This window comes from uncultured Porticoccus sp. (genome assembly GCF_913061305.1).
GTDB lineage: Bacteria > Pseudomonadota > Gammaproteobacteria > Pseudomonadales > Porticoccaceae > Porticoccus.
Genome location: NZ_CAJXST010000001.1, coordinates 97,856 through 115,978, shown reverse-complemented (window position 1 = coordinate 115,978; position 18,123 = coordinate 97,856). Strand labels below are relative to the sequence as shown.

The 18,123-nt window shown below is 55.9% G+C and carries 22 protein-coding genes; 6 read left to right on the top strand and 16 right to left on the bottom strand.

Features of this window, described 5'->3' with window-relative positions:
• Positions 1-71: 71 nt before the first annotated feature.
• The 3 genes from QZ516_RS00600 to QZ516_RS00590 are packed head-to-tail and all read right to left on the bottom strand — an operon-like array spanning position 72 to position 1,813.
• Positions 72-662 carry a malonic semialdehyde reductase gene (locus QZ516_RS00600; protein ID WP_297184796.1) on the bottom strand — a complete coding sequence of 197 codons (591 nt, stop codon included), beginning with the start codon at positions 660-662 and terminating at the stop codon, positions 72-74.
• A complete protein-coding gene (locus QZ516_RS00595; RefSeq protein ID WP_297184795.1) occupies positions 649-1,392 on the bottom strand; it encodes a pirin family protein in 744 nt (247 codons plus the stop codon). Before QZ516_RS00595 ends, QZ516_RS00600 begins: the two co-directional genes overlap by 14 nt.
• Positions 1,393-1,420: 28 nt before the next feature.
• Positions 1,421-1,813 carry a DoxX family protein gene (locus QZ516_RS00590; RefSeq protein WP_297184793.1) on the bottom strand — a complete coding sequence of 131 codons (393 nt, stop codon included), beginning with the start codon at positions 1,811-1,813 and terminating at the stop codon, positions 1,421-1,423.
• A 124-nt stretch (positions 1,814-1,937) separates the two neighbouring features.
• Here QZ516_RS00590 and QZ516_RS00585 point away from each other — a divergent pair, with 124 nt between their 5' ends.
• From QZ516_RS00585 to QZ516_RS00570, 4 genes are all read left to right on the top strand, one after another.
• Positions 1,938-2,798, top strand: a complete 861-nt coding sequence (locus QZ516_RS00585) for a LysR family transcriptional regulator (RefSeq protein WP_297184791.1) — start codon at positions 1,938-1,940, stop codon at positions 2,796-2,798.
• A gap of 126 nt (positions 2,799-2,924) precedes the next feature.
• Positions 2,925-3,209 carry a hypothetical protein gene (locus QZ516_RS00580; protein ID WP_297184789.1) on the top strand — a complete coding sequence of 95 codons (285 nt, stop codon included), beginning with the start codon at positions 2,925-2,927 and terminating at the stop codon, positions 3,207-3,209.
• Between the two features lie 178 nt (positions 3,210-3,387).
• Positions 3,388-3,948 (top strand): ferritin family protein, encoded by a 561-nt coding sequence (locus QZ516_RS00575; protein WP_297184787.1) that lies wholly within the window; start codon positions 3,388-3,390, stop codon positions 3,946-3,948.
• Between the two features lie 8 nt (positions 3,949-3,956).
• Positions 3,957-4,820: a UbiA family prenyltransferase gene (locus tag QZ516_RS00570; RefSeq protein WP_297184786.1), complete on the top strand. Its 864-nt coding sequence runs from the start codon at positions 3,957-3,959 to the stop codon at positions 4,818-4,820.
• Positions 4,821-4,835: 15 nt separating this feature from the next.
• Here the strand turns inward: QZ516_RS00570 and QZ516_RS00565 are convergent, their stop codons facing one another.
• A complete protein-coding gene (locus QZ516_RS00565) occupies positions 4,836-6,392 on the bottom strand; it encodes a M48 family metalloprotease (protein WP_297184784.1) in 1,557 nt (518 codons plus the stop codon).
• 83 nt (positions 6,393-6,475) lie between these two features.
• On the opposite strand from QZ516_RS00565, the gene yaaA reads away from it, so the two are divergent.
• Positions 6,476-7,261: a peroxide stress protein YaaA gene (gene yaaA, locus QZ516_RS00560; RefSeq protein ID WP_297184782.1), complete on the top strand. Its 786-nt coding sequence runs from the start codon at positions 6,476-6,478 to the stop codon at positions 7,259-7,261.
• Positions 7,258-7,854 (top strand): DUF938 domain-containing protein, encoded by a 597-nt coding sequence (locus tag QZ516_RS00555; protein ID WP_365332451.1) that lies wholly within the window; start codon positions 7,258-7,260, stop codon positions 7,852-7,854. Before yaaA ends, QZ516_RS00555 begins: the two co-directional genes overlap by 4 nt.
• Positions 7,855-7,872: 18 nt before the next feature.
• On the opposite strand, the gene QZ516_RS00550 is transcribed toward QZ516_RS00555, so the two are convergent.
• From QZ516_RS00550 to QZ516_RS00495, 12 genes are all read right to left on the bottom strand, one after another.
• Complete coding sequence (locus QZ516_RS00550) at positions 7,873-8,412, bottom strand: YSC84-related protein (protein ID WP_297184778.1); 540 nt, start codon at positions 8,410-8,412, stop codon at positions 7,873-7,875.
• A 34-nt stretch (positions 8,413-8,446) separates the two neighbouring features.
• The gene (locus QZ516_RS00545) at positions 8,447-9,589 is read right to left on the bottom strand and encodes a GNAT family N-acetyltransferase (RefSeq protein WP_297184777.1); all 1,143 of its coding nucleotides are present in this window, start codon (positions 9,587-9,589) and stop codon (positions 8,447-8,449) included.
• Positions 9,590-9,599: 10 nt separating this feature from the next.
• Entirely contained in the window at positions 9,600-10,646 is a 1,047-nt protein-coding gene (locus QZ516_RS00540; protein WP_297184775.1) for an NADP(H)-dependent aldo-keto reductase, read from the bottom strand.
• A gap of 54 nt (positions 10,647-10,700) precedes the next feature.
• Positions 10,701-11,978: a phosphate regulon sensor histidine kinase PhoR gene (phoR, locus tag QZ516_RS00535; RefSeq protein ID WP_297184773.1), complete on the bottom strand. Its 1,278-nt coding sequence runs from the start codon at positions 11,976-11,978 to the stop codon at positions 10,701-10,703.
• A gap of 8 nt (positions 11,979-11,986) precedes the next feature.
• Entirely contained in the window at positions 11,987-12,688 is a 702-nt protein-coding gene (gene phoB / locus QZ516_RS00530; RefSeq protein WP_297184771.1) for a phosphate regulon transcriptional regulator PhoB, read from the bottom strand.
• Positions 12,689-12,774: 86 nt separating this feature from the next.
• A complete protein-coding gene (ubiA, locus tag QZ516_RS00525) occupies positions 12,775-13,647 on the bottom strand; it encodes a 4-hydroxybenzoate octaprenyltransferase (RefSeq protein WP_297184769.1) in 873 nt (290 codons plus the stop codon).
• A 21-nt stretch (positions 13,648-13,668) separates the two neighbouring features.
• Entirely contained in the window at positions 13,669-14,244 is a 576-nt protein-coding gene (locus QZ516_RS00520; protein WP_297184767.1) for a chorismate lyase, read from the bottom strand.
• Positions 14,245-14,307: 63 nt separating this feature from the next.
• Positions 14,308-14,907 carry an RdgB/HAM1 family non-canonical purine NTP pyrophosphatase gene (rdgB, locus tag QZ516_RS00515; RefSeq protein ID WP_297184765.1) on the bottom strand — a complete coding sequence of 200 codons (600 nt, stop codon included), beginning with the start codon at positions 14,905-14,907 and terminating at the stop codon, positions 14,308-14,310.
• 83 nt (positions 14,908-14,990) lie between these two features.
• On the bottom strand, positions 14,991-15,434 hold the full coding sequence (locus tag QZ516_RS00510) for a DUF4426 domain-containing protein (protein WP_297184763.1): 444 nt from the start codon (positions 15,432-15,434) through the stop codon (positions 14,991-14,993).
• A gap of 26 nt (positions 15,435-15,460) precedes the next feature.
• Positions 15,461-16,051, bottom strand: a complete 591-nt coding sequence (gene metW, locus QZ516_RS00505) for a methionine biosynthesis protein MetW (RefSeq protein WP_297185506.1) — start codon at positions 16,049-16,051, stop codon at positions 15,461-15,463.
• 2 nt (positions 16,052-16,053) lie between these two features.
• Complete coding sequence (locus tag QZ516_RS00500; RefSeq protein WP_297184761.1) at positions 16,054-17,211, bottom strand: homoserine O-acetyltransferase; 1,158 nt, start codon at positions 17,209-17,211, stop codon at positions 16,054-16,056.
• 101 nt (positions 17,212-17,312) lie between these two features.
• Positions 17,313-18,086 (bottom strand): exodeoxyribonuclease III, encoded by a 774-nt coding sequence (locus QZ516_RS00495; RefSeq protein WP_297184759.1) that lies wholly within the window; start codon positions 18,084-18,086, stop codon positions 17,313-17,315.
• Between the last annotated feature and the right edge of the window lie 37 nt (positions 18,087-18,123).

The following is an 18,123-nucleotide window of genomic DNA, read 5'->3' as shown; positions in this document are numbered from 1 at the left end:
GTAAGATAAGTGAATGCCGCTGCTCGTGAGAACAGCGGCATTTTTTATTGCCTGAAGTTTGAGGGGCTGTTCTACAACAACAGGCAGGCCTCTTCGAAGTCGAGCCGTTTGCCTCGGGGGTGGAGTTTTTGCGAATCGCCGTAGCCGAGGTTGATCAGGAAGTTGGATTTCCAGCCATTTTCAGTAAAGAAAATCTCATCGGTTTTGCCGTTGTCGAAACCGGACATCGGGCCGCAGTCCAGTCCCAGTGCGCGGGCGGCCATGATCAGCCATGCTCCCTGCAGGGTGCCGTTGCGAAATGCTGTGCTTTGGGCCAATTCCTCATTGTCGGCAAACATTTTGTCAGCCCCTTCAAAATGCGGAAAGAGTTCCGGCATGTGACGGTAGAAGGCCGGGTCGTGGGCGACAATCACAGTGACGGGGGCAGCCAGGGTTTTGTCGCGATTACCCTCTGCCAGCGCTGGCAGCAATTCCTGTTTGGCCGCCGGGGTGGTGAGGAATACAAACCGTCCCGGTTGCGCATTCATGCTGGTGGGACCCATGGCGGCGAGCGCGTAGAGCTGGCGCAGGGTATCGGCGGCAATACCGCGGTCCTGCCAGTGGCTGTGGGTGCGAGCATGGGTAAACAATTGTTGCAGAGTGGTTTGATCAAGAGGGTTCATGGGATGTCCTTGGTTGGTTGTTAGCGGGAATATCGAAGATCAGAGCCAGGCTGTTGCTGGTGGCCCGATAAGTCGTTACCTGACTCGGGTATAGGTTTGGGCCGAATTCCAGTGCGTCGCCGGGTTGCAGGCGCGTGTTCTCCAGGGTGACTTCACCTTTGACAAGTTGCACCCGGCGCTGCCATTGATCGGGTAAATTATGCTGGAGGTGTTCTCCGGCGTTGAGCCGCAGTTGCCAGATACGGATGTCCTGATCCAGCAGAAAGACCTTGGTATCCACATCCACCTCCCCGGCGGCGATTGGCTGCAGCGTCGCCGCATCGTCAAAATGCCGGACCTGGTAAGCAGGTGCTGTATTTTTGTGGCGGGGTGTTACCCAGATCTGTACAAATTCCATTGACTCGGTATCACTGGCATTGAATTCGCTGTGACGGATGCCGCTACCCGCACTCATATACTGATAGTCTCCGGTGCCAAGTAAACGTTCATGACCGGCGTTGTCCCGGTGAACCATCTCACCGTGCGTGACCAGGCTGATGATCAAAGCGTCACGGTGACTATGGCTGGAGAAGCCGCCACCGGGAGCCACCCAATCCTGATTAACTACCCGCAGGGGGCCAAAGCCCATCCGCGCGGGGTCGTAATACCGGTTGAATGAAAAACTGTGATAGCTTCGGAGCCAGGGCAGCAGCGTGCTGCCCCGCTCGTTTGCCCGGATGTGTTTGTGCATCTGCATGGCTCCAGGTTAACGGGTTGACTCATGCATTGCGTTGCAATGCCAGACTACCGTTGCCCTGTAGGGCAATGACCGCCGTGGTGATGGCGAGAAACAACGGGTATTCCCAGCCACCACCGGCATTGCTGAATACCCAGCCTGCACCGCTGTGGGCCCAGGTGGCTCCCAGTGCGACGGGTATCAATGCCAACGCCGCCCAGCGGGCCTGATAGCCCAGCAGCAATGCAATACCGCCTATTGCCTCAACGATAAACGTGGCATAGGCCGCTATAGCGGGCAAGCCGAGGCTTGCAAAGAAGGCGGCTGTGCCGGGCAGGGTGAATACCACCAGTTTCAGGTACAGACTGTGGGCGATATAGATAATGCCAAGGCTGATGCGAAGTAGGCCGGTGCCGTGGTTTGCGTACTTGTTCATATTGCGATCCTCTGTAAGTGAATGGGTTCAGGTGCAGTATGAGTGTTGCAAATATGAAATATAATTCTCATTATGTTCAAACGATATTTGCAAAAATGCAAAAAGAGCGGGGTGAGTCATCGTTATGGATAGTTGGGATGATCTGCGGTATTTTCAGGCGGTTGCGGAAACCGGGAGTCTTACGGGTGCCCGCAAGCGACTGGGCGTCAATCACTCCACGGTATTTCGGCGAATCAAGGGGCTGGAAGAAAAACTCGGCGTGCGTCTGTTCGAGCGATGGGATGCCCGCTATCAGTTGACCGGTGCCGGTGAGCTGTTGATGGTGCGAGTGGAGCAGGTTGCTGAGGCCATTGACGATGTGGATCGAATGATTCTCGGCGGCGATCAAACCCTGGAAGGCAAGGTGCGTATTACTTGCCCCGACGGTTTTGCCTATTACCAGCTGCCGCCCTTGCTTGCGGAGTTCCGGGCACTTTACCCGGGCATTGAGATAGAGCTCCTTGCTGACAGTGACGATCTCAATCTTTCACGGATGGAAGCCGATATCGCCTTGCGTGCCACCAATAACCCTCCGGAGCATCTGGTGGGTCGAAAATTAATGACAATGCCCTGGCAGCTATATGGTTCGGAAAGATTCGCCCATGGCCAATCCGGGGTTTACACGGCAAAGACATTGAGTGGCATGCCGGTGATTGGCCCGGAGCGAGCTTTATTGCGACTCAAACCCATGCAGTGGCTGGAGAAGCATTGTTCAGCAGTCAGCATTGTGGCCCGCGCCAATACGTTGATGGGCATGGCGGCCCTGGTGAAAGCCGGTCTCGGGGTTGCACTACTGCCTGATGATGTCGCCGACGGGCTGCCCCCGTTAGGCTCACTTGACCGCGAGTTTCAGTCGGACCTGTGGCTGCTGACCCATCGGGATTTGCGCAGTAATGCCCGGGTTAAAGCCTGTAGCCAGTTCCTGACGGAAAGGCTGATGCGCTAACACGTCAACCAGTCAAAGCAGCAATGGTTAGCACGTATTAATACAGATTATTTGGGGGGCAGATTAAAAACCCCACGATCGGCTCCAACGCCTGGCGTTATACTCTCCCCACTGAAGGGTGATTTTATGAATCTTGAAAAGTCCAAAAAACGTATAGCCAAGCGGGTCAAAATGAGCCGCCGGGGCTATCCGGAAATTACCATAGAATATTTTGGCAAGGCCGCTGGTTGCGCGGATGGGGTGTCAGTGAAGTTCTGCCTGGAAGAGGGTGCGGAAATACAGGAGCAGCGTTTTTCCAGTGTCAGCGATGCCCGGGAGGATGAGACCATTCAATCCGCCATTGTCAAAATTATCGAACGTTCGGAAGCCATGAGTGTTGTACAAATAGAGGGTATTACCGCTGTTGGCTAACGTTGCTATTGGGTCGTGCTGTAATGTGGAAGCGTTAGTTGCGATGACTCTCAATAGTCATCAATGGTCATCCACCCACAATATGATCCAAAAGGTGTTGTCAGTCCCTGTTACGGGTTAATGTAGCTGTTCCAGTTACACCCTGTTAACAACCCAACGACTTTCACGGAGAAAAGCAATGGAAAAGGCTGAGATTAGCGAAGAGATGATTTTCGGGTGCTTTGCGGCTGCCTGCCAGTCTGATGATATGGCCGGGACGGCGGCATCGTTTGTGGATGTGGAGGAGTACGAAAACCGGGTGATGTACCCCGAGTTTGCCCGCTGGGCGAGCAAGGCCGGTTATCCGGAGCTGGCGACCCTGTTCCGCAAGGTGGCCGGTGAGGAGAAACTGCACGCGGTATGGTTGCGGGCCCTGTACAGTGATATCGGTGTGCCGCAACGGGGTGAAGATACCCAGCGCGCTATCGACGCCCTGGAAGCTATTCGTAGCAATTGCGACGAGCTGATTGCCCTGAATCCCGACGGGGTGGTGGAAAAGGCATTGCAGGTGGCGCTTCGGGTGGAAGAGCGGGAATACCAGGATATCTATCCCCGTTTCCGCGACCAGGCGCTGGCGGCGAAGGATGCCGACACCGCAGCGGTTTACCAACAGGTGATCGATTCCGAGCGCCAGCACGCCCACTGGTTTCAGGCGGCCCTGGATAATTTCCGTTCACCGCAAGCCCGGGCGATGGTCTGACAGCCTGTTTGAACGTTGAGCTTGTAGAGCAACCCTCCTCTGTCAGGTGGTGGCAGGCGCTCAACCCTGCTGTCTACCTGGTATCGATACTGCCCGGCGTTGCGGTCTGGCTGCTGGCGGAAAAGCCGCTCAGTCACACTGCGCTGTGGTCGGCGACCCTGGCCGTGGTGCTGCTGCAACACGGTATCAACCTGCTCAATGATGCCAAGGACTGGCAGCTGGGCGCCGACACCTTCAAGTACGATTCCTGGGTGCGTATTCACGACGGCAGTGTCCGCACGGCCTTTTATCACGGCCTGATCAGTCTGACAGCCGGGGGTGCTCTGGGGCTGCTGGTGTTGTTGCTTGTCCAGCAGCTGTGGATTCTGGTTTTTGCCCTGCCCCTTGTGGGGCTGGGGGTGTTGTATAACGCCGGGCAGCGTCCGCTTTCTTACACGGTGGCCGGGGAGTGGGCCACGGCGCTCTGCTATGGTCCCGGCGTGTTTGGCGGCCTGTGGTTTGTCGCGGAACAGCCGTTTGGCTGGAGCTCACTATTGGGGATGGGCGCGTTTGCAGCCTTTGCCACGGCGTTGCTGTTTTCCCACCAGCCGCCGCAGCTCGAAACAGATCGGCAGGCGGGCAAACAGTGCTTTGCGGTGCGCCATGGTGCCGCGGTTACCTATCGTGTTTCAGCGATGCTGCTGGCAACCTCGCTGGGGTTGTTGGCGCTGGCCTTTGGGCTGGGATCGAGCGGGTTGGCCTCTGCCTTCCTCTTTGGGTTGGCGTCGGCTGTTGCCGTGATCTGGGTTGTGCGGGTCGGCCCCAACCCGAAGCGTATGATGCTGTCCTCTACCCTGGTGTTTCTGGTGGAGGCATTGAGCCGAGCGTTTTAGTGCGCCGGTGTCTGTTTATTCGGCCACCTCAACAGACGAGACCTGTATGCGGTAGCGGGCGGCGTCATTACTATCCTTGAACGGGCCTATGCGGGTTTTCATGGACACCTGCTGGCCCGGCGATAGCTGCCTCGGCCCATTCATGGTGGAGCTGCCACCGGCAATAAAGGCATTCACCATCTCGGTGACTTGCAGTTTCACATTGGTGACGGTGACCGGGCTGTTGTTTTTAACGGTGACGCGCAGGTAGCCATCGTCCGTCAGGGACAACTGGCTGAGGATGTATTTGTGGGGGGCGGTGGTCAGCTCCAGTACCGCCAGCCGCGCCTGGGCTTTCTTGGCCATTTCGCCGCCACCCTGGGCAGCGGACTGGAAATAATTAATGGCATTTTTCTGGTCGCCGTTTTCCAGTGCAATTTCACCCAGATAGTAACCGGCATAGGGGGTAGGCAGCAGCTGGTAACTCTTTTCCAGATCACTGCGGGCAGCGGTTTTTTTGTCCTCCTCAAAACGCAGCAGGCCCCGGGACAGATGGTGGCTGAAGTAGTCGGGGTTTTTACCGATGGCAGTGGTAAAAGCCTGTTCGGCATTGCTCATGTTTTTCTGCATGGCCCAGGCATGGCCGCGCAATTCCCAGAAATAACCGTCATTGGGCTGAATGGCAATGGCTTTGTCCAGTTCACTGAGAGCGGCTTTCGGGTTATCGGCACTGAGGGCTTTCATGGCCGCCTCCTGGGCCTTGTAGGCGGGTTCGTCGCGTCTGAGCTGGGCGATTTTGCGTTGATAGAACTCGCGATTGATGACGCCTTTGGGGAGTGTCGCGGCCTTGATGCGGTTGGCATCAACCCGCTCCTGTGAAGGGGGGTGGCTGGCGAACAAACCGCTGAGGAAGTCCTGTTGACGACCTTCACTCAGTTTGACGAAGGTCTCCTGCAGCTTGACTGCCCCACTGGGGTCGTATCCGGCGCGGGCCATGTATTCCATACCGTAGGCGTCGGACTCCAGTTCGGCACTGCGGCCGTACTTGGCCATCCAGGCAGCGGCGCCCATCTGTGCCACTTGTGAACCCATGTCGCCGAGACCATAGTTTGAGCCGGCTACACCGACAGCGGCGGCACCGATACTCATCAGGGTGCCACGGGTCATTTGTGCGGCGCTGTGCCGGGCGGCGGCGTGGACAATTTCGTGGGCCAGCACGGCGGCCAGTTGAGACTCATCCTCCAGCTGCACGAGCAGCCCGCGATTGATGGCGATCTTGCCACCGGGCAGGGCCCAGGCATTGGGCACCGAGTTGTTCAGTACCACAAATTCGTAGGGCAGGTCGGGGCGATCACTGACGGCGGCCAGTTTTTTCCCCACGCCGCTGACATAGGCCTGCACTTCCGGATCAATGATGTAGCGTCCTCCCTGGGATTGCTGGGAGGGGGTATAGTTGCTGGCACCTATCGCCACTTCCTGCTCTGCCGACATCAGTGAGAACTGGTTTTCGCCAGTGACGGGGTTAACCGAACAGCCACTGAGTGACATTAGTATCAATAGCGTGGAAAAGAACAGTGGGACGACCCGGGACATGAATTCTCCTGACGAACAGATTGCGATCAACTCAGTATAATAGACCATGGTAACCTGTAATGATTACATTCATTGGATAAACCATGCTGACTGTTATTTCCCCCGCCAAGACCCTGGATTATGAAACGCCATCGACCACAGCGGACTTTACGATGCCCGCTTATCTGGAGGATTCAAAGGCGCTGATCGACGAGTTACAGCAGCTTTCGCCACCACAGGTGTCGGAGTTGATGGGTATCAGTGCCAAACTGGGTGATCTGAACTTTGGTCGCTATCTCAACTGGCAGCCGAAATTCACGCCCAGCAATGCAAAACAGGCGCTGCTGGCCTTCAAGGGCGATGTTTACACCGGTCTGGCGGCCGAGAGCCTTTCGGAGGCCGACCTGCAGTGGGCGCAACAGCATCTGCGGATTCTGTCGGGACTCTATGGTCTGTTGCGGCCACTGGATCTGATGCAACCCTACCGGCTGGAAATGGGAACCCGCCTGGCCAATCCGCGCGGTGCCGATCTCTATCAGTTCTGGGGCAGAAAAATTACCGATGGCTTGAATGCTGAGCTGGCGGCGATGTCGCGACCAGTGTTGCTAAATCTGGCCTCCAACGAGTATTTCAAATCTGTGCAGCCGGGTTTGCTGAATGCCGACATCGTCACACCGGTATTCAAGGACTGGAAAAACGGTAAATACAAAATTATCAGTTTTTATGCCAAAAAGGCCCGTGGGCTGATGAGCCGCTACCTGATTCAACAGCGTATTGATGACCCCGAGGGCATCAAGGCGTTCGATCTCGGTGGCTATGCGTTTCAGTCTGCCATGTCCTCAGCGCGGGAATGGGTTTTCACTCGGGACGTGGCGGAGCAGGAGGGGTGATGGCAAAACCTTTTTCACAGGCCTGCGAAAATAATCGGCAGCCGATTTTTCAGGTGCTACAGGCGGTGCTGGCATCTTCCCGTCACGTACTTGAGCTGGGTAGTGGTACCGGTCAGCACGCTGTGTACTTTGCCCCCCGATTACCTCACCTGATCTGGCAAACCTCCGACCTGGCGGTGAATCACGACGCTATCAACAGCTGGATTGACGAGCACCCCGCCGAGAATCTGCGCCGTCCGCTGGTGTTGGACGTTGATCAGCAGCCCTGGCCGGTGACCCCTGCCGATGCGGTTTTTACCGCCAACACCTGCCATATCATGTCCTGGGAGTCGGTGATCAGCCTGTTTGCCGGGCTGGAAAAGCTGTTGCAGCCGGGTGCACATGTGGGGATTTACGGGCCCTTTAACTACGGCGGTGAATTTACCAGTGACAGCAATGCCCGCTTCGATCAGATGCTGAAGCAGAATGCCCCGTATCGGGGGATCCGTGATTTCGAGGCGGTTAATCGTCTGGCCGATAAGGCCGGGCTGACATTGCTGGACGACCATGCCATGCCGGCAAATAACCGTCTGCTGGTCTGGCAGCGGACGTAGGCGTCGGAAGATTCCGAATCAACGGGGCTGAATGGGTGTTATCTTCGCCCCTTCGATGGTCAGGTTGTACATCAATCCCTTGTTGGAGAAGACGAAGCCGATAATCGGTTGCTGGAACGTTTTGGTATCAATTTCTTCTGCGGCGCCGAAGCTGGCAATGGCGACACTGCCGTCAACACCGGCTTCCCAGCCCTGACTGTTGCGGAATTTTTGCAAGGCGTCATCGGTCATGAAAAGGATGACCTGGGATTTTTTCTGAACGCCCAGTTGCAGCCCCAGTGACGCCGAGGCAATGTTGTAATACCCCACTGTATTGCCGCCAATTCGCAAAGCGCCTTCACCGTATTCCCCTCCGACCCAGAAACCGGCCTTGTAGATTTTCGGAAAAACCAGCATGCCCTTGGCGCGGGAGGCCAGTTCACGTCCTGCAGGAGATTGCTTGTAAAAATCGGCCAGGGTTTCCTGCACAAACAGGTCGATTTCCAGCTTGCTGGATGCCTGACTGGCAGCGGGCAGTAACAGCAGACTGAAGACCAGTAACCAGACAGGGGTTTTCACGAGTAGAGTCCTCCACAGGGGGAACAGGGTGAGTTTATTGGTCGACGGATTTGTATGGTAACTGTCGCCGGGCTTCCTGAATATAGTTAAGTACGTATTGACGCTCTTCCTTCAGAAACCGACCGATGGCATAGGCAAAGTCGGGATGCCTGATCCAGTGGACAGAACAATTTTCAGTGGGTTCGAAACCCCGTTTGATTTTGTGTTCACCCTGGGCTCCGGCATCGAACGTGCCCAATCCGCGCTCAATGGCAAATTCGATACCCTGGTAGTAGCAAAGTTCAAAATGCAGGAAGTCGTACTCGCGAGTGCACCCCCAGTAACGACCATAGAGGTTATTGTGATCGTGGAAGAACAGGGCGGCGGCGACTTTTTCGTCCCCCTCCATGGCGACGACCATCATCACCTGATCGGGCATGGTTTGACCCAGTTGGTGGAAGAAGGCCTGGGTCAGATAGCCGCTGTTGCCGCTGTGCTTGAGGTAGGTGCGGTGATAGAGCACGAAGAAGAACTCCCACCAGTCGGCACTGATCTGCGCACCGGTGAGTCGTTCGATAAGCAGGCCTGCGCACTTGAGGGTGTGGCGCTCCCGGTTGATATTCTTGCGCTTTCTTGAGGAGAACGTGTCGGTAAAATCGGTGAAATCGCGATAATCTCGGTTATTCCAGAGATATTGCACGCCGCTGCGCAACATCCCCCCTGCCGTTTGCAGCGCGTCCGACAATGTCGCCTGGGGAAACAGCAAGTGCCAACCGGTGGCACCCTGCTGCCCCGCCAGTTGCTGAATCGCCGTCAGCAGGATCGGGCTGATATCGCTCAGACTGATACCGGGCAACAGCCCGAGACGCGGCCCGCACGCCGGCGTGAAGGGCACTGCGCTGAGCAGCTTTGGGTAATAGTCGAGGTGGTGCCCGTGATAGGCCTCCGCCCAGGCCCAATCGAATACGTATTCGCCCCGCGAGTGTGTTTTACGGTAGAGCGGAAGTGCAGCAACGGTGACTTCGTCCTGGCTCAGCAACAGGTGTTGTGGGTGCCAGCCCGTCTGGGTACAGGCGCTGCCCGAGTGTTCCAGCAGGGAGAGAAAACGGTGCTGTAAGAAAGGGTAGTCACTGTCGAACAGCGTATCCCAGTCCCGGGCGTCACACTGGTCAATGCTGTCGAGAACACGTATGTCCAATGTCTGCCTCTCAGGGGGCGGGGTTGCTGATATCCCGATGAATCAGATCAATGTCTGCCAGCAGTGCTTCGCTCATGGGTGTGGCGAGACTGTCGATGTTTTCCTGCAGCTGTGGCAGCGTGGTGGCACCAATAATGGTTGAAGCGACAAACGGTTGCCGGTGAATGAAGCCCAGTGCCATGTGCACCGGTGAAATATCATACTGTCTGGCCAGTGCCACATAGCGCTCGGTCGCATGAAAGGCAGTGGGGTGATTGTAGCGCTGAAACCGTTCGAACAGTGTCAGCCGTCCATTAGCGGGTTGTCGGCCCTGCAGGTATTTGCCCGACAGCATACCGAAAGCCAAGGGAGAGTATGCGAGTAGGCCGATCCGTTCATTGATTGACCATTCCGCCAGCGATACCTCGAACTGCCGGTTCAACAGATTGTAGGGGTTCTGAATGCTGACAATCGGGGCACCATGGCCGGCCACAGAGGCCGCCTGATATTGCATCAGACCCCAGGGGGTCTCATTGGAGACCCCGATATGACGGACCTTGCCCTGCTTAACCAGGTCATTCAACGCCTGCCAGGTTTCATTGATCGGGGTGTAGTCGGTCAGTGAGTAGTCACCCGGAGCGGAGCGGCCAAAAATATTGGCGGGACGCTCCGGCCAGTGCACCTGGTATAAATCAATGTAGTCGGTCTGCAGTCGGCGCAGGGAATCGTCCAGTGCCTGAAAAATCTGTTTTCGATTCAGCCGCGGACCACCCCTGATATAGTCAAAACCGCTGTTGTTGCCGTCGCCGCCGGTCACTTTGGTGGCCAGGACCACGTCCTGGCGCCGCCCCGAGTGGGTCAGCCAGTCACCCAGGTATTGTTCTGTCAGGCCCTGGGTTTGTGCGTTGGGTGGTACCGGATACATCTCTGCGGTGTCCACAAAGTTGATACCGTGATCAAGGGCGCAATCCAGCTGCTGAAAAGCGTCTTTCCGACTATTCTGCTCGCCCCAGGTCATGGTGCCGAGGCCAATGGCGCTGATAGACAGTCCGGAGGCTCCTAATTCTCGATATTGCATCTTTTTCCTGTGGGATTGGCCCTGTGGGATTGGAAAAGGTGACTGGATATATTGTCAGGTTAGCAGGGGCAGCTGGCAGCGGAAGCAGCTACCTTTCCCCAGTGTGCTGTCGATTTTCAGTGATCCGCCGTGGCGCATCAACACATGTTTGACAATGGCCAGCCCCAACCCGGTGCCGCCGGTACTGGTGGCGCGGCTCTGGTCGACCCGATAAAAACGCTCGGTCAGGCGGGGCAGGTGTTTTGGATCAATACCGGAACCGTTATCGCTGATTTCCACCACAATATCCGATGCGGTGTGAAAGCAGCGTATTTGGACGGACACGCCTGCCGGATTGTGCTTGATGGCATTGAATACGAGATTCGAGAAGGCGCTGTAAAGTTCCTTGTACTCCCCTTTGAAGGGGGTGTCGGTGGCGCAGTCTGTTTCGATTCGACATTTATCACCAGCTACCATGCGGGCATCTTCGGCGATCTGTTGCAGTAGCTGATCCAGCATGATGGGTGCCCGCGAGGGGGGTTTCCGGTTGGATTCCAGTTGTGACAACATCACCAGATCATTGGCCAGGGCGTTGAGGCGTTCTGTTTGCTGGCCCATCTGCAGCAATGCTTTTGCCCAGCCCTTGGGCAACTGGTCGGCATTGTCCTGCAGGGTTTCGATATAGCCCGAGAGCACGGTTAGGGGTGTTCGCAGCTCATGGGAAATATTGGCCACGAAGTCCTGTCGCATTTGTTCCAGATTGCGCAATCGGGTGATGTCCTGCACGACCAGAATGATGTTGCCATCACCAAAGGTTGCGGCGGTAAACAGCAGGGTTCTTGTGGGGTCTTCCGGTGAGCTCAGTTCCAGTGGTGGGGGCAGTAAGTCACTTTGAATAAACACCACGAAACGGGGATCGCGAACCAGGTTGGTCATGGATTGGCCGCGATCCCGTTTGACGAGGCCAAGCAGTTTTTCAGCGGCGGGGTTCCACCACTCCAGTTCCCGGTCGGGGGTGAGGATGATGATGCCGTCCGCCAGTGCAGAAGTAATATCCTTGACCCGCTCGGCCAGTTGCCGACGACTTTGTTTGGCGCGTTCGTTGCGCTGTTGCATCCGGTAGAGATAATCGGTCATGTCGCCCCAGACGCCGATTGCCTCGGGAGGTGGTCCCTCAGCGCTCTGGTCGAGCCAGTCGTAGAGTCGGGTGATATGGACGAAGGTCCACAACATGTAGAGGCCGCCACCCAGGAGCAGGGTGAGGAGGATGTGACCCCACAAAAAACCTGTTAGCAGTAGAAACAGGGTGAGCAGGGCAATCCGCCGTATTTCTGCCTTAAGCCCTCTGTGCAATGCAGATCCTATTCTTCATAAACCTTGGTGGAAAAGCGGTAACCCGCGCCCCGCACAGTCTGTATGAAGCGGTCCTGCCCAGCAAGGGAAATTGCCTTGCGCAATCGACGAATATGCACATCCACCGTTCGCTCATCCATGTAGACATTGCCGCCCCACACATGGTCCAGAATCTGATCACGGGAATAGACGCGCTCCTGGTGCGTGAGAAAGAAACTCAGCAGCCGAAATTCTGTGGGTCCCATGGACACCGGTTGGCCACTGATGGTGACCCGGTGACTGATGGGATCAAACAGCAGTTGATCCACCTCAATCGGTTCCGGGGGCAGCTCCGATTCGGCACGGCGCAATACAGCATTGATACGGGCCACCAGGGCACGGGGTGAAAACGGTTTGGTGATATAGTCGTCCGCGCCCACATCGAGGCCCTGGATCAGGTTGTCCTCACTGGCTTTGGCGGTCAGCATGATGACCGGTACATTTTTTGTCAGGTCATCCCGTTGCAGCCTGCGGATCAACTCAATGCCACTGGTGACGGGCATCATCCAGTCAAGCAGCACCAGGTCGGGTTTGTGGTCGATGATCATGGCATGGGCCTGCTGGGCATTCTCAGCCTGCAGGGTGTCAAATCCGGCCACATCCAGCGCTGAACAGATCATGTCGCGAATGGCCGTTTCATCGTCTACAACAAGTACAGTTTTATCACTCATATTCTTTTCATCATTGATATCCAGACACCCATTACATGACCTGAGCATGACAAAAATATGACAATCGACAAATGATCGGTCGATACCTAGTCGACAGTGAGCTGATAGTCCGCCGCCAGACCGATAAAAATAATAGCACCCACGTAATGATTATTGAGAAAAGCCCGGAAGCAGGCATCGCGCTCGCGATGGCGGATCAGATACTGCTGGTAGAGAAACAGCAGGGCGGCCACCAGCAGGGACAGGAAAAACCAGCTGCCGCGATTAAAATTGATCCCGGTCATCAACAGCGCGATTAGTGTCAGACACTGCAGGCAGGCGGTAATGGGTATGTCCATGTCGCCAAACAGAATGGCGGTAGACTTGATGCCGATCTTCACATCGTCATCCCGATCCACCATGGCGTAAAAGGTATCGTAGGTGACGGTCCAGAGCACCACCGCAATGTACAGTGTCCACATTTCCCGGGGCAGGCTGTTGCTCTCGGCCGCAAAGGCCATGGGCAGGCTCCAGGCAAAGGCGGCACCCAGCACCAGTTGGGGCAAATGCGTAAAACGTTTCATGAAGGGGTAACAGGCCGCCAATGCCACCCCCACCAGGGCCAATTTGATGGTCAGCGGATTGGTCAGCAGCACCAGGCCAAAGGCGGCCAGGCAGAGCACAACAAACAGCGCCATTGCCTCGCGGGTATTGACCTGACCGCTGGGTAGCGGCCGGTGCCGGGTTCGCGTCACATGGCCATCCACCTGCCGGTCAGCCACATCATTGATCACACAACCTGCGGCGCGCATCAGGATCACGCCCAGCACAAAGATCAGCAGATTTTTTGCGGAAGGGACACCACCTGCGGCCAGCCATAACGCCCAGAGCGTTGGCCAGAGCAGCAGCAGCGTTCCGATAGGCTTGTCAAAGCGCATCAGCCGGACAAAATCGGGGAGTCGCTGTAATGCTTTGCTCATAAATGCCGCATGGTTGCGAAATCAGGGGATTGCATTGTACGGGGTAAAACCTGTCAAAAACACCTCGGACACCAGCAGAGGTTTGTCGTCCAACCAAAACAGTGAACGGCGTCCCTGTACGGGGCTGCCATAGGTGGATGGTACCGAAGAGGGCCAGGGTTCGAACATGGACAGGTTGGAAATCTCAATGGGTCCGCGGGCCATGCCGGGGTCGCTGAACAGCAGTGCGCCGAGGGGCCGGTTGTCCAGCTTTCGGAGTTTGCGCAATCGCCCGGTCAGGGTTTTCATCGGAATGATACTGCGGGCATAGACCCAGGGTTGGTGGTTACCCAGCAGGATGACCTCCCTGATCAGGGCGCGTTGCCGGGCCGGCAGCGCCAATGCGCGTTGCTCGGACAGTCGGGGCACCCCCATGCCCTGAAACAGTATTTTTACTTCAAACTGCCCTTTGCTCGCCCGGATTAAGCGTTCGGTGAGTGAGCCGCGATCCAGTAACCACGGTCGCAGGGCGCTGCATGTGACAAACAGCGGTGTGCGCAGATAGCTGCGCCAGTGAAGCTGACGGTTGGTGGGCGTGTGTGGGGAGCGAAGGGGCACAGCGATACCTATGGGCCTTGGTATGACAATGGATTCTAACCGGTTATGACAGCGCTTTGGGGGCTATGGGTTATACAGGCTGACAAGCCGTTCCTGTAATAGCGCCATGGCCCTGGCCCGGTGACTGATACGATTTTTCTCATCTTTGCCGAGCTGTGCGGAGGTGCGGCCCAGCTCGGGAATATAAAAAAGCGGGTCGTAGCCAAAGCCGTTGTCACCCTCCGGGGTAAACCCGATCAACCCCTCCCAGGTGCCCTGGCAAATTAGCGGCGTCGGATCTTCCGCGTGGCGCAGGAATATCAGCAGGCAATGAAAGCGGGCGGTTCGTTGCTCACGGGGTACTTCCTGAAGTAGTGACAGCAACTGCAGGTTGTTCTGCTGGTCGGTGGCGTTTTCTCCGGAAAATCGTGAGGAATATATACCGGGGGCGCCATTGAGTGCGTCCACTTCAAGACCGGAGTCATCTGCGATGGCTGGCAGTGCGGTGAGGCGGGCGGCATGCCGCGCCTTGATCAGGGCGTTTTCCACAAAGCTCAGGCCATCTTCTACCGCCTCTGGAACCTCAAAATCGGATTGCGGCAGAATGTCGAAGGGGAGGGATTCAAGCAAGTGCTGAAACTCGGCAAGCTTGCCTTTGTTGCCGGTGGCGAGAACAATTTTCATGTTGAGTTGGATGATAGAAAGGTTGCTGGTAAGTGCGCTATTGCGCGCCCGAGGAACAGAGAGTCTGGGGTGGCTGTCACAGGCTACTCATCGACATAGAATTTGCGCTGAAAAGTCAGCGAATGTGTCGCCTTGTCAGAATCCGGACTGACGTCAATTTTGAAGGTCATCCAGTCTTCCTTGTCAAAACGGAACGGCGCCAGATAGTAAACCACGTTCTCTTCGCGGATTTCGGCGAATTCCAGCACCTGCTGTTGACCGAAAATATTTGAGACGGTGCCCTTGACCACGGCTGGCAGACCGCCCATTTGGCCATTTTTGACCACGGCAATATTCACCAGACCTTTATCCTTGCCACGAACAATATTGTACGAGCTGGCAACGTCCGGCTGGATAAAGCTGCTGTTGAAGGCACTGAAAAACACTTTCAGGTCGCCGTATTCCTTGTAGGGGCGGTTGTCAGCCAGCGCACTGAAGCTCAAACCTGCGATGAGCAGGAATAACGAGATTGCTCGGGTTATTTTCATGTTGTGGCTACCTGTCATGAAGAGGCCTACTTGCTCAAATGGTAGATGGCGGTGTCACTGAACATATTCGGCCAGATACCTTTCATGTACCTGTCCGGCAGTCGCTCTGCGACAAATTCTCGATGCAGTATCCGGATACGCTTCTCTGTACAGAGTGCCTCAAAATCCTTCACGGTACAAAAGTGGATGTTGGGCGTGTCGTACCACTGGAAGGTGAGTTGCCTGGTGACCGGCATGCGGCCCCGTGACAGCAGATAGCTGCGAGCGCGCCAGTTGCCGAAGTTGGGAAATGTCACCACACACTGTTTGCCCACGCGCAACATTTCTCCCAGGACCAGGTGAGGATAGCGCATCGCCTGAAGGGCCTGGGTCATTACCACGGTGTCAAAGCTGTTGTCGGAAAACTGGCTCAGACCTTCGTCAAGATCGGCCTCAATCACATTGACGCCCCGGGCAACACAGGACGTAATTTTATCAGCATCAATTTCCAGCCCATACCCCCAAACGCCTTTTGTCTTGGCGAGGGTCTGCAGCAGTTCGCCGTCGCCGCAGCCGAGGTCCAGAATGCGGCTTGTCGGGTGGATCCACTGCTGAATAATGTTCAGGTCTGTGCGTATCATCATTTTGAAGAAATCTCAGCTGCTATGCGGTTTATATAGGCAGTGAGCACTTGCTCATAACGCTGGTTCGGCAATAGAAATGCATCGTGTCCGAGGTTGGATTCAATGGCGGTATAAGCCACATTTTTATCGGCGGCAATCAGCGCCTCAACAATTTCTGCGGCCCGTTCCGGAGAGAAGCGCCAGTCGCTGGAAAAGGACACCACAAGAAAATTGCAGCTGGCGTGCCGGAAAGCCTCGACCGGGTTGTGATCGTACTCACGGGCGAGATCGAAATAGTCGAGTGCTTTGGTCATCAGAAGGTAAGTGTTGGCATCGAAAGTGCCGGAAAACGCGTCACCCTGATGACGCAGGTAGCTTTCCACCTGGAATTCAATGGGCGCATCCTGGCCGCGCTGAAAAGAACCGGAGCGCAATTCCCGACCGAATTTATTGCCCATCAGCTCATCCGACAAATAGGTGACATGGCCGATCATGCGTGCCAGACCCAGGCCGTTTCTCGGTTGAGTCTGTTGTTCGAGATAGCGCCCGTTGCAAAACTCGGGATCGGACCTGATGGCGTTGCGGGCTATCTCGTTAAAGGCAATATTTTGCGCGCTGAGTTTCATCGCCGAGGCGATGACGACCGCATGACGCACCCGGTCCGGATATTCCAAAGCCCAGCGCATAACCTGCATGCCGCCGAGACTGCCGCCAACAATGGCGGCCCACTGACGGATACCGAGTTTGTCCGCCAGCCGCGCCTGACTTTCCACCCAGTCTCTGACCCGCAGCGGTGGGAAATCAGGCCCCCAGGGTTGGTCGGTATCAGGATTGATGGATATGGGGCCGGTGCTACCGTGACAGCCACCGATATTGTTCGGACAGACGATGAAAAAACGGTTGGTATCGAAGGGTTTTCCCGGCCCGATATGATTGTCCCACCAACCCGGTCGCTGATCGGCCATGCTGTGGTACCCGGCGGCGTGGTGATGGCCACTGAGAGCGTGACAGATCAGGATGGCATTGCTGCCGTCGGCATTCAATTCGCCATAGGTTTCCACCATCAGTGTGTAATTATCGAGTGTTCGGCCACAGGCAAGCACAAGCGGCTCATCGAAGTGAATCGCTTGCGGTGTGACAATACCAACGGAGTTTTCCGGAATTACATCAGGCATCAATGATTCAACGAGTATCTGGCTTTTGCCGGTGTTTCGGCAGTCTAAAGAGGGGTGTGTATTGGCGCAAGGTTAGCATGCTGTTTTGCTCGCCGCCGCTGTCAGAGTGTCTCCAGATCATAATCTACAATCACTGGCAGGTGGCTGGAAAATAACTTGTTCTTGTAGATCACAGCATACTCCACACGAGTGGTGAGGTTTTTTGACACGATCTGCATGTCGGTGCGCCAGCCCGTCCCCTCAAGGGGTTTGCCGGCGGGCCAGTAGGTGAATTCGTCCGCATCCATGTTGAAAAGCCGAAAGGCATCGGCGTAACCGATGTCCCCGAATACCTGATTGAGGCACTGTTGCTCATGCGGCAGAAAACCGGACAGGTCGCGGCAGGTATCCGGTGTGCTCACGTCAATTGTGCGATGGGCAATATTCCAGCTGCCACAAAAAATATAGTCGCGGCGTTTGCTGCTGATTTTACTGAAATGGGCCAGAAGGTCCCGAAAAAAACGGTCTTTAAGCGGTTGACTGTCGTCGTCGGAGGCGGAGGGGGCCAGCAGTGAACAGATGCTGACGTTCTCAAAGTCAGCTTGCAGATACCGCCCATTCATATCTTCGCCGTTGTTGGCACCAAAACCGTACATCATTGCCTTGGGCATATCCCGGGTGTAAATGGCGACACCATTCTGCTCTGGTTGGGGCGCATCAAAAAAATAGCTGAAGTAACCGTCGAGCTGAAAATCGGCACGTGAACTGAGAACGGGTTCCGGCAACCGGAGATCCTGAAGGCATATTATGTGAGCGTCCTGGGAGGCCAGCCACTCGAATAACCCTTGAGCGGCAGCCTGTTGGATACCGTCCACGGCAACACTGATAATTCGCATGATCGCCCCTGATTTTGGGAGAGTGTATGATAACCGA

Bases quoted from the DNA above. Each gene is read 5' to 3' on its own strand.
- QZ516_RS00600 (WP_297184796.1), bottom strand. From the start codon at position 662: ATGAACCCTCTTGATCAAACCACTCTGCAACAATTGTTTACCCATGCT.
- QZ516_RS00595 (WP_297184795.1), bottom strand. From the start codon at position 1,392: ATGCACAAACACATCCGGGCAAACGAGCGGGGCAGCACGCTGCTGCCC.
- QZ516_RS00590 (WP_297184793.1), bottom strand. From the start codon at position 1,813: ATGAACAAGTACGCAAACCACGGCACCGGCCTACTTCGCATCAGCCTT.
- QZ516_RS00585 (WP_297184791.1), top strand. From the start codon at position 1,938: ATGGATAGTTGGGATGATCTGCGGTATTTTCAGGCGGTTGCGGAAACC.
- QZ516_RS00580 (WP_297184789.1), top strand. From the start codon at position 2,925: ATGAATCTTGAAAAGTCCAAAAAACGTATAGCCAAGCGGGTCAAAATG.
- QZ516_RS00575 (WP_297184787.1), top strand. From the start codon at position 3,388: ATGGAAAAGGCTGAGATTAGCGAAGAGATGATTTTCGGGTGCTTTGCG.
- QZ516_RS00565 (WP_297184784.1), bottom strand. From the start codon at position 6,392: ATGTCCCGGGTCGTCCCACTGTTCTTTTCCACGCTATTGATACTAATG.
- yaaA (WP_297184782.1), top strand. From the start codon at position 6,476: ATGCTGACTGTTATTTCCCCCGCCAAGACCCTGGATTATGAAACGCCA.
- QZ516_RS00540 (WP_297184775.1), bottom strand. From the start codon at position 10,646: ATGCAATATCGAGAATTAGGAGCCTCCGGACTGTCTATCAGCGCCATT.
- phoB (WP_297184771.1), bottom strand. From the start codon at position 12,688: ATGAGTGATAAAACTGTACTTGTTGTAGACGATGAAACGGCCATTCGC.
- ubiA (WP_297184769.1), bottom strand. From the start codon at position 13,647: ATGAGCAAAGCATTACAGCGACTCCCCGATTTTGTCCGGCTGATGCGC.
- rdgB (WP_297184765.1), bottom strand. From the start codon at position 14,907: ATGAAAATTGTTCTCGCCACCGGCAACAAAGGCAAGCTTGCCGAGTTT.
- QZ516_RS00510 (WP_297184763.1), bottom strand. From the start codon at position 15,434: ATGAAAATAACCCGAGCAATCTCGTTATTCCTGCTCATCGCAGGTTTG.
- QZ516_RS00500 (WP_297184761.1), bottom strand. From the start codon at position 17,211: ATGCCTGATGTAATTCCGGAAAACTCCGTTGGTATTGTCACACCGCAA.
- QZ516_RS00495 (WP_297184759.1), bottom strand. From the start codon at position 18,086: ATGCGAATTATCAGTGTTGCCGTGGACGGTATCCAACAGGCTGCCGCT.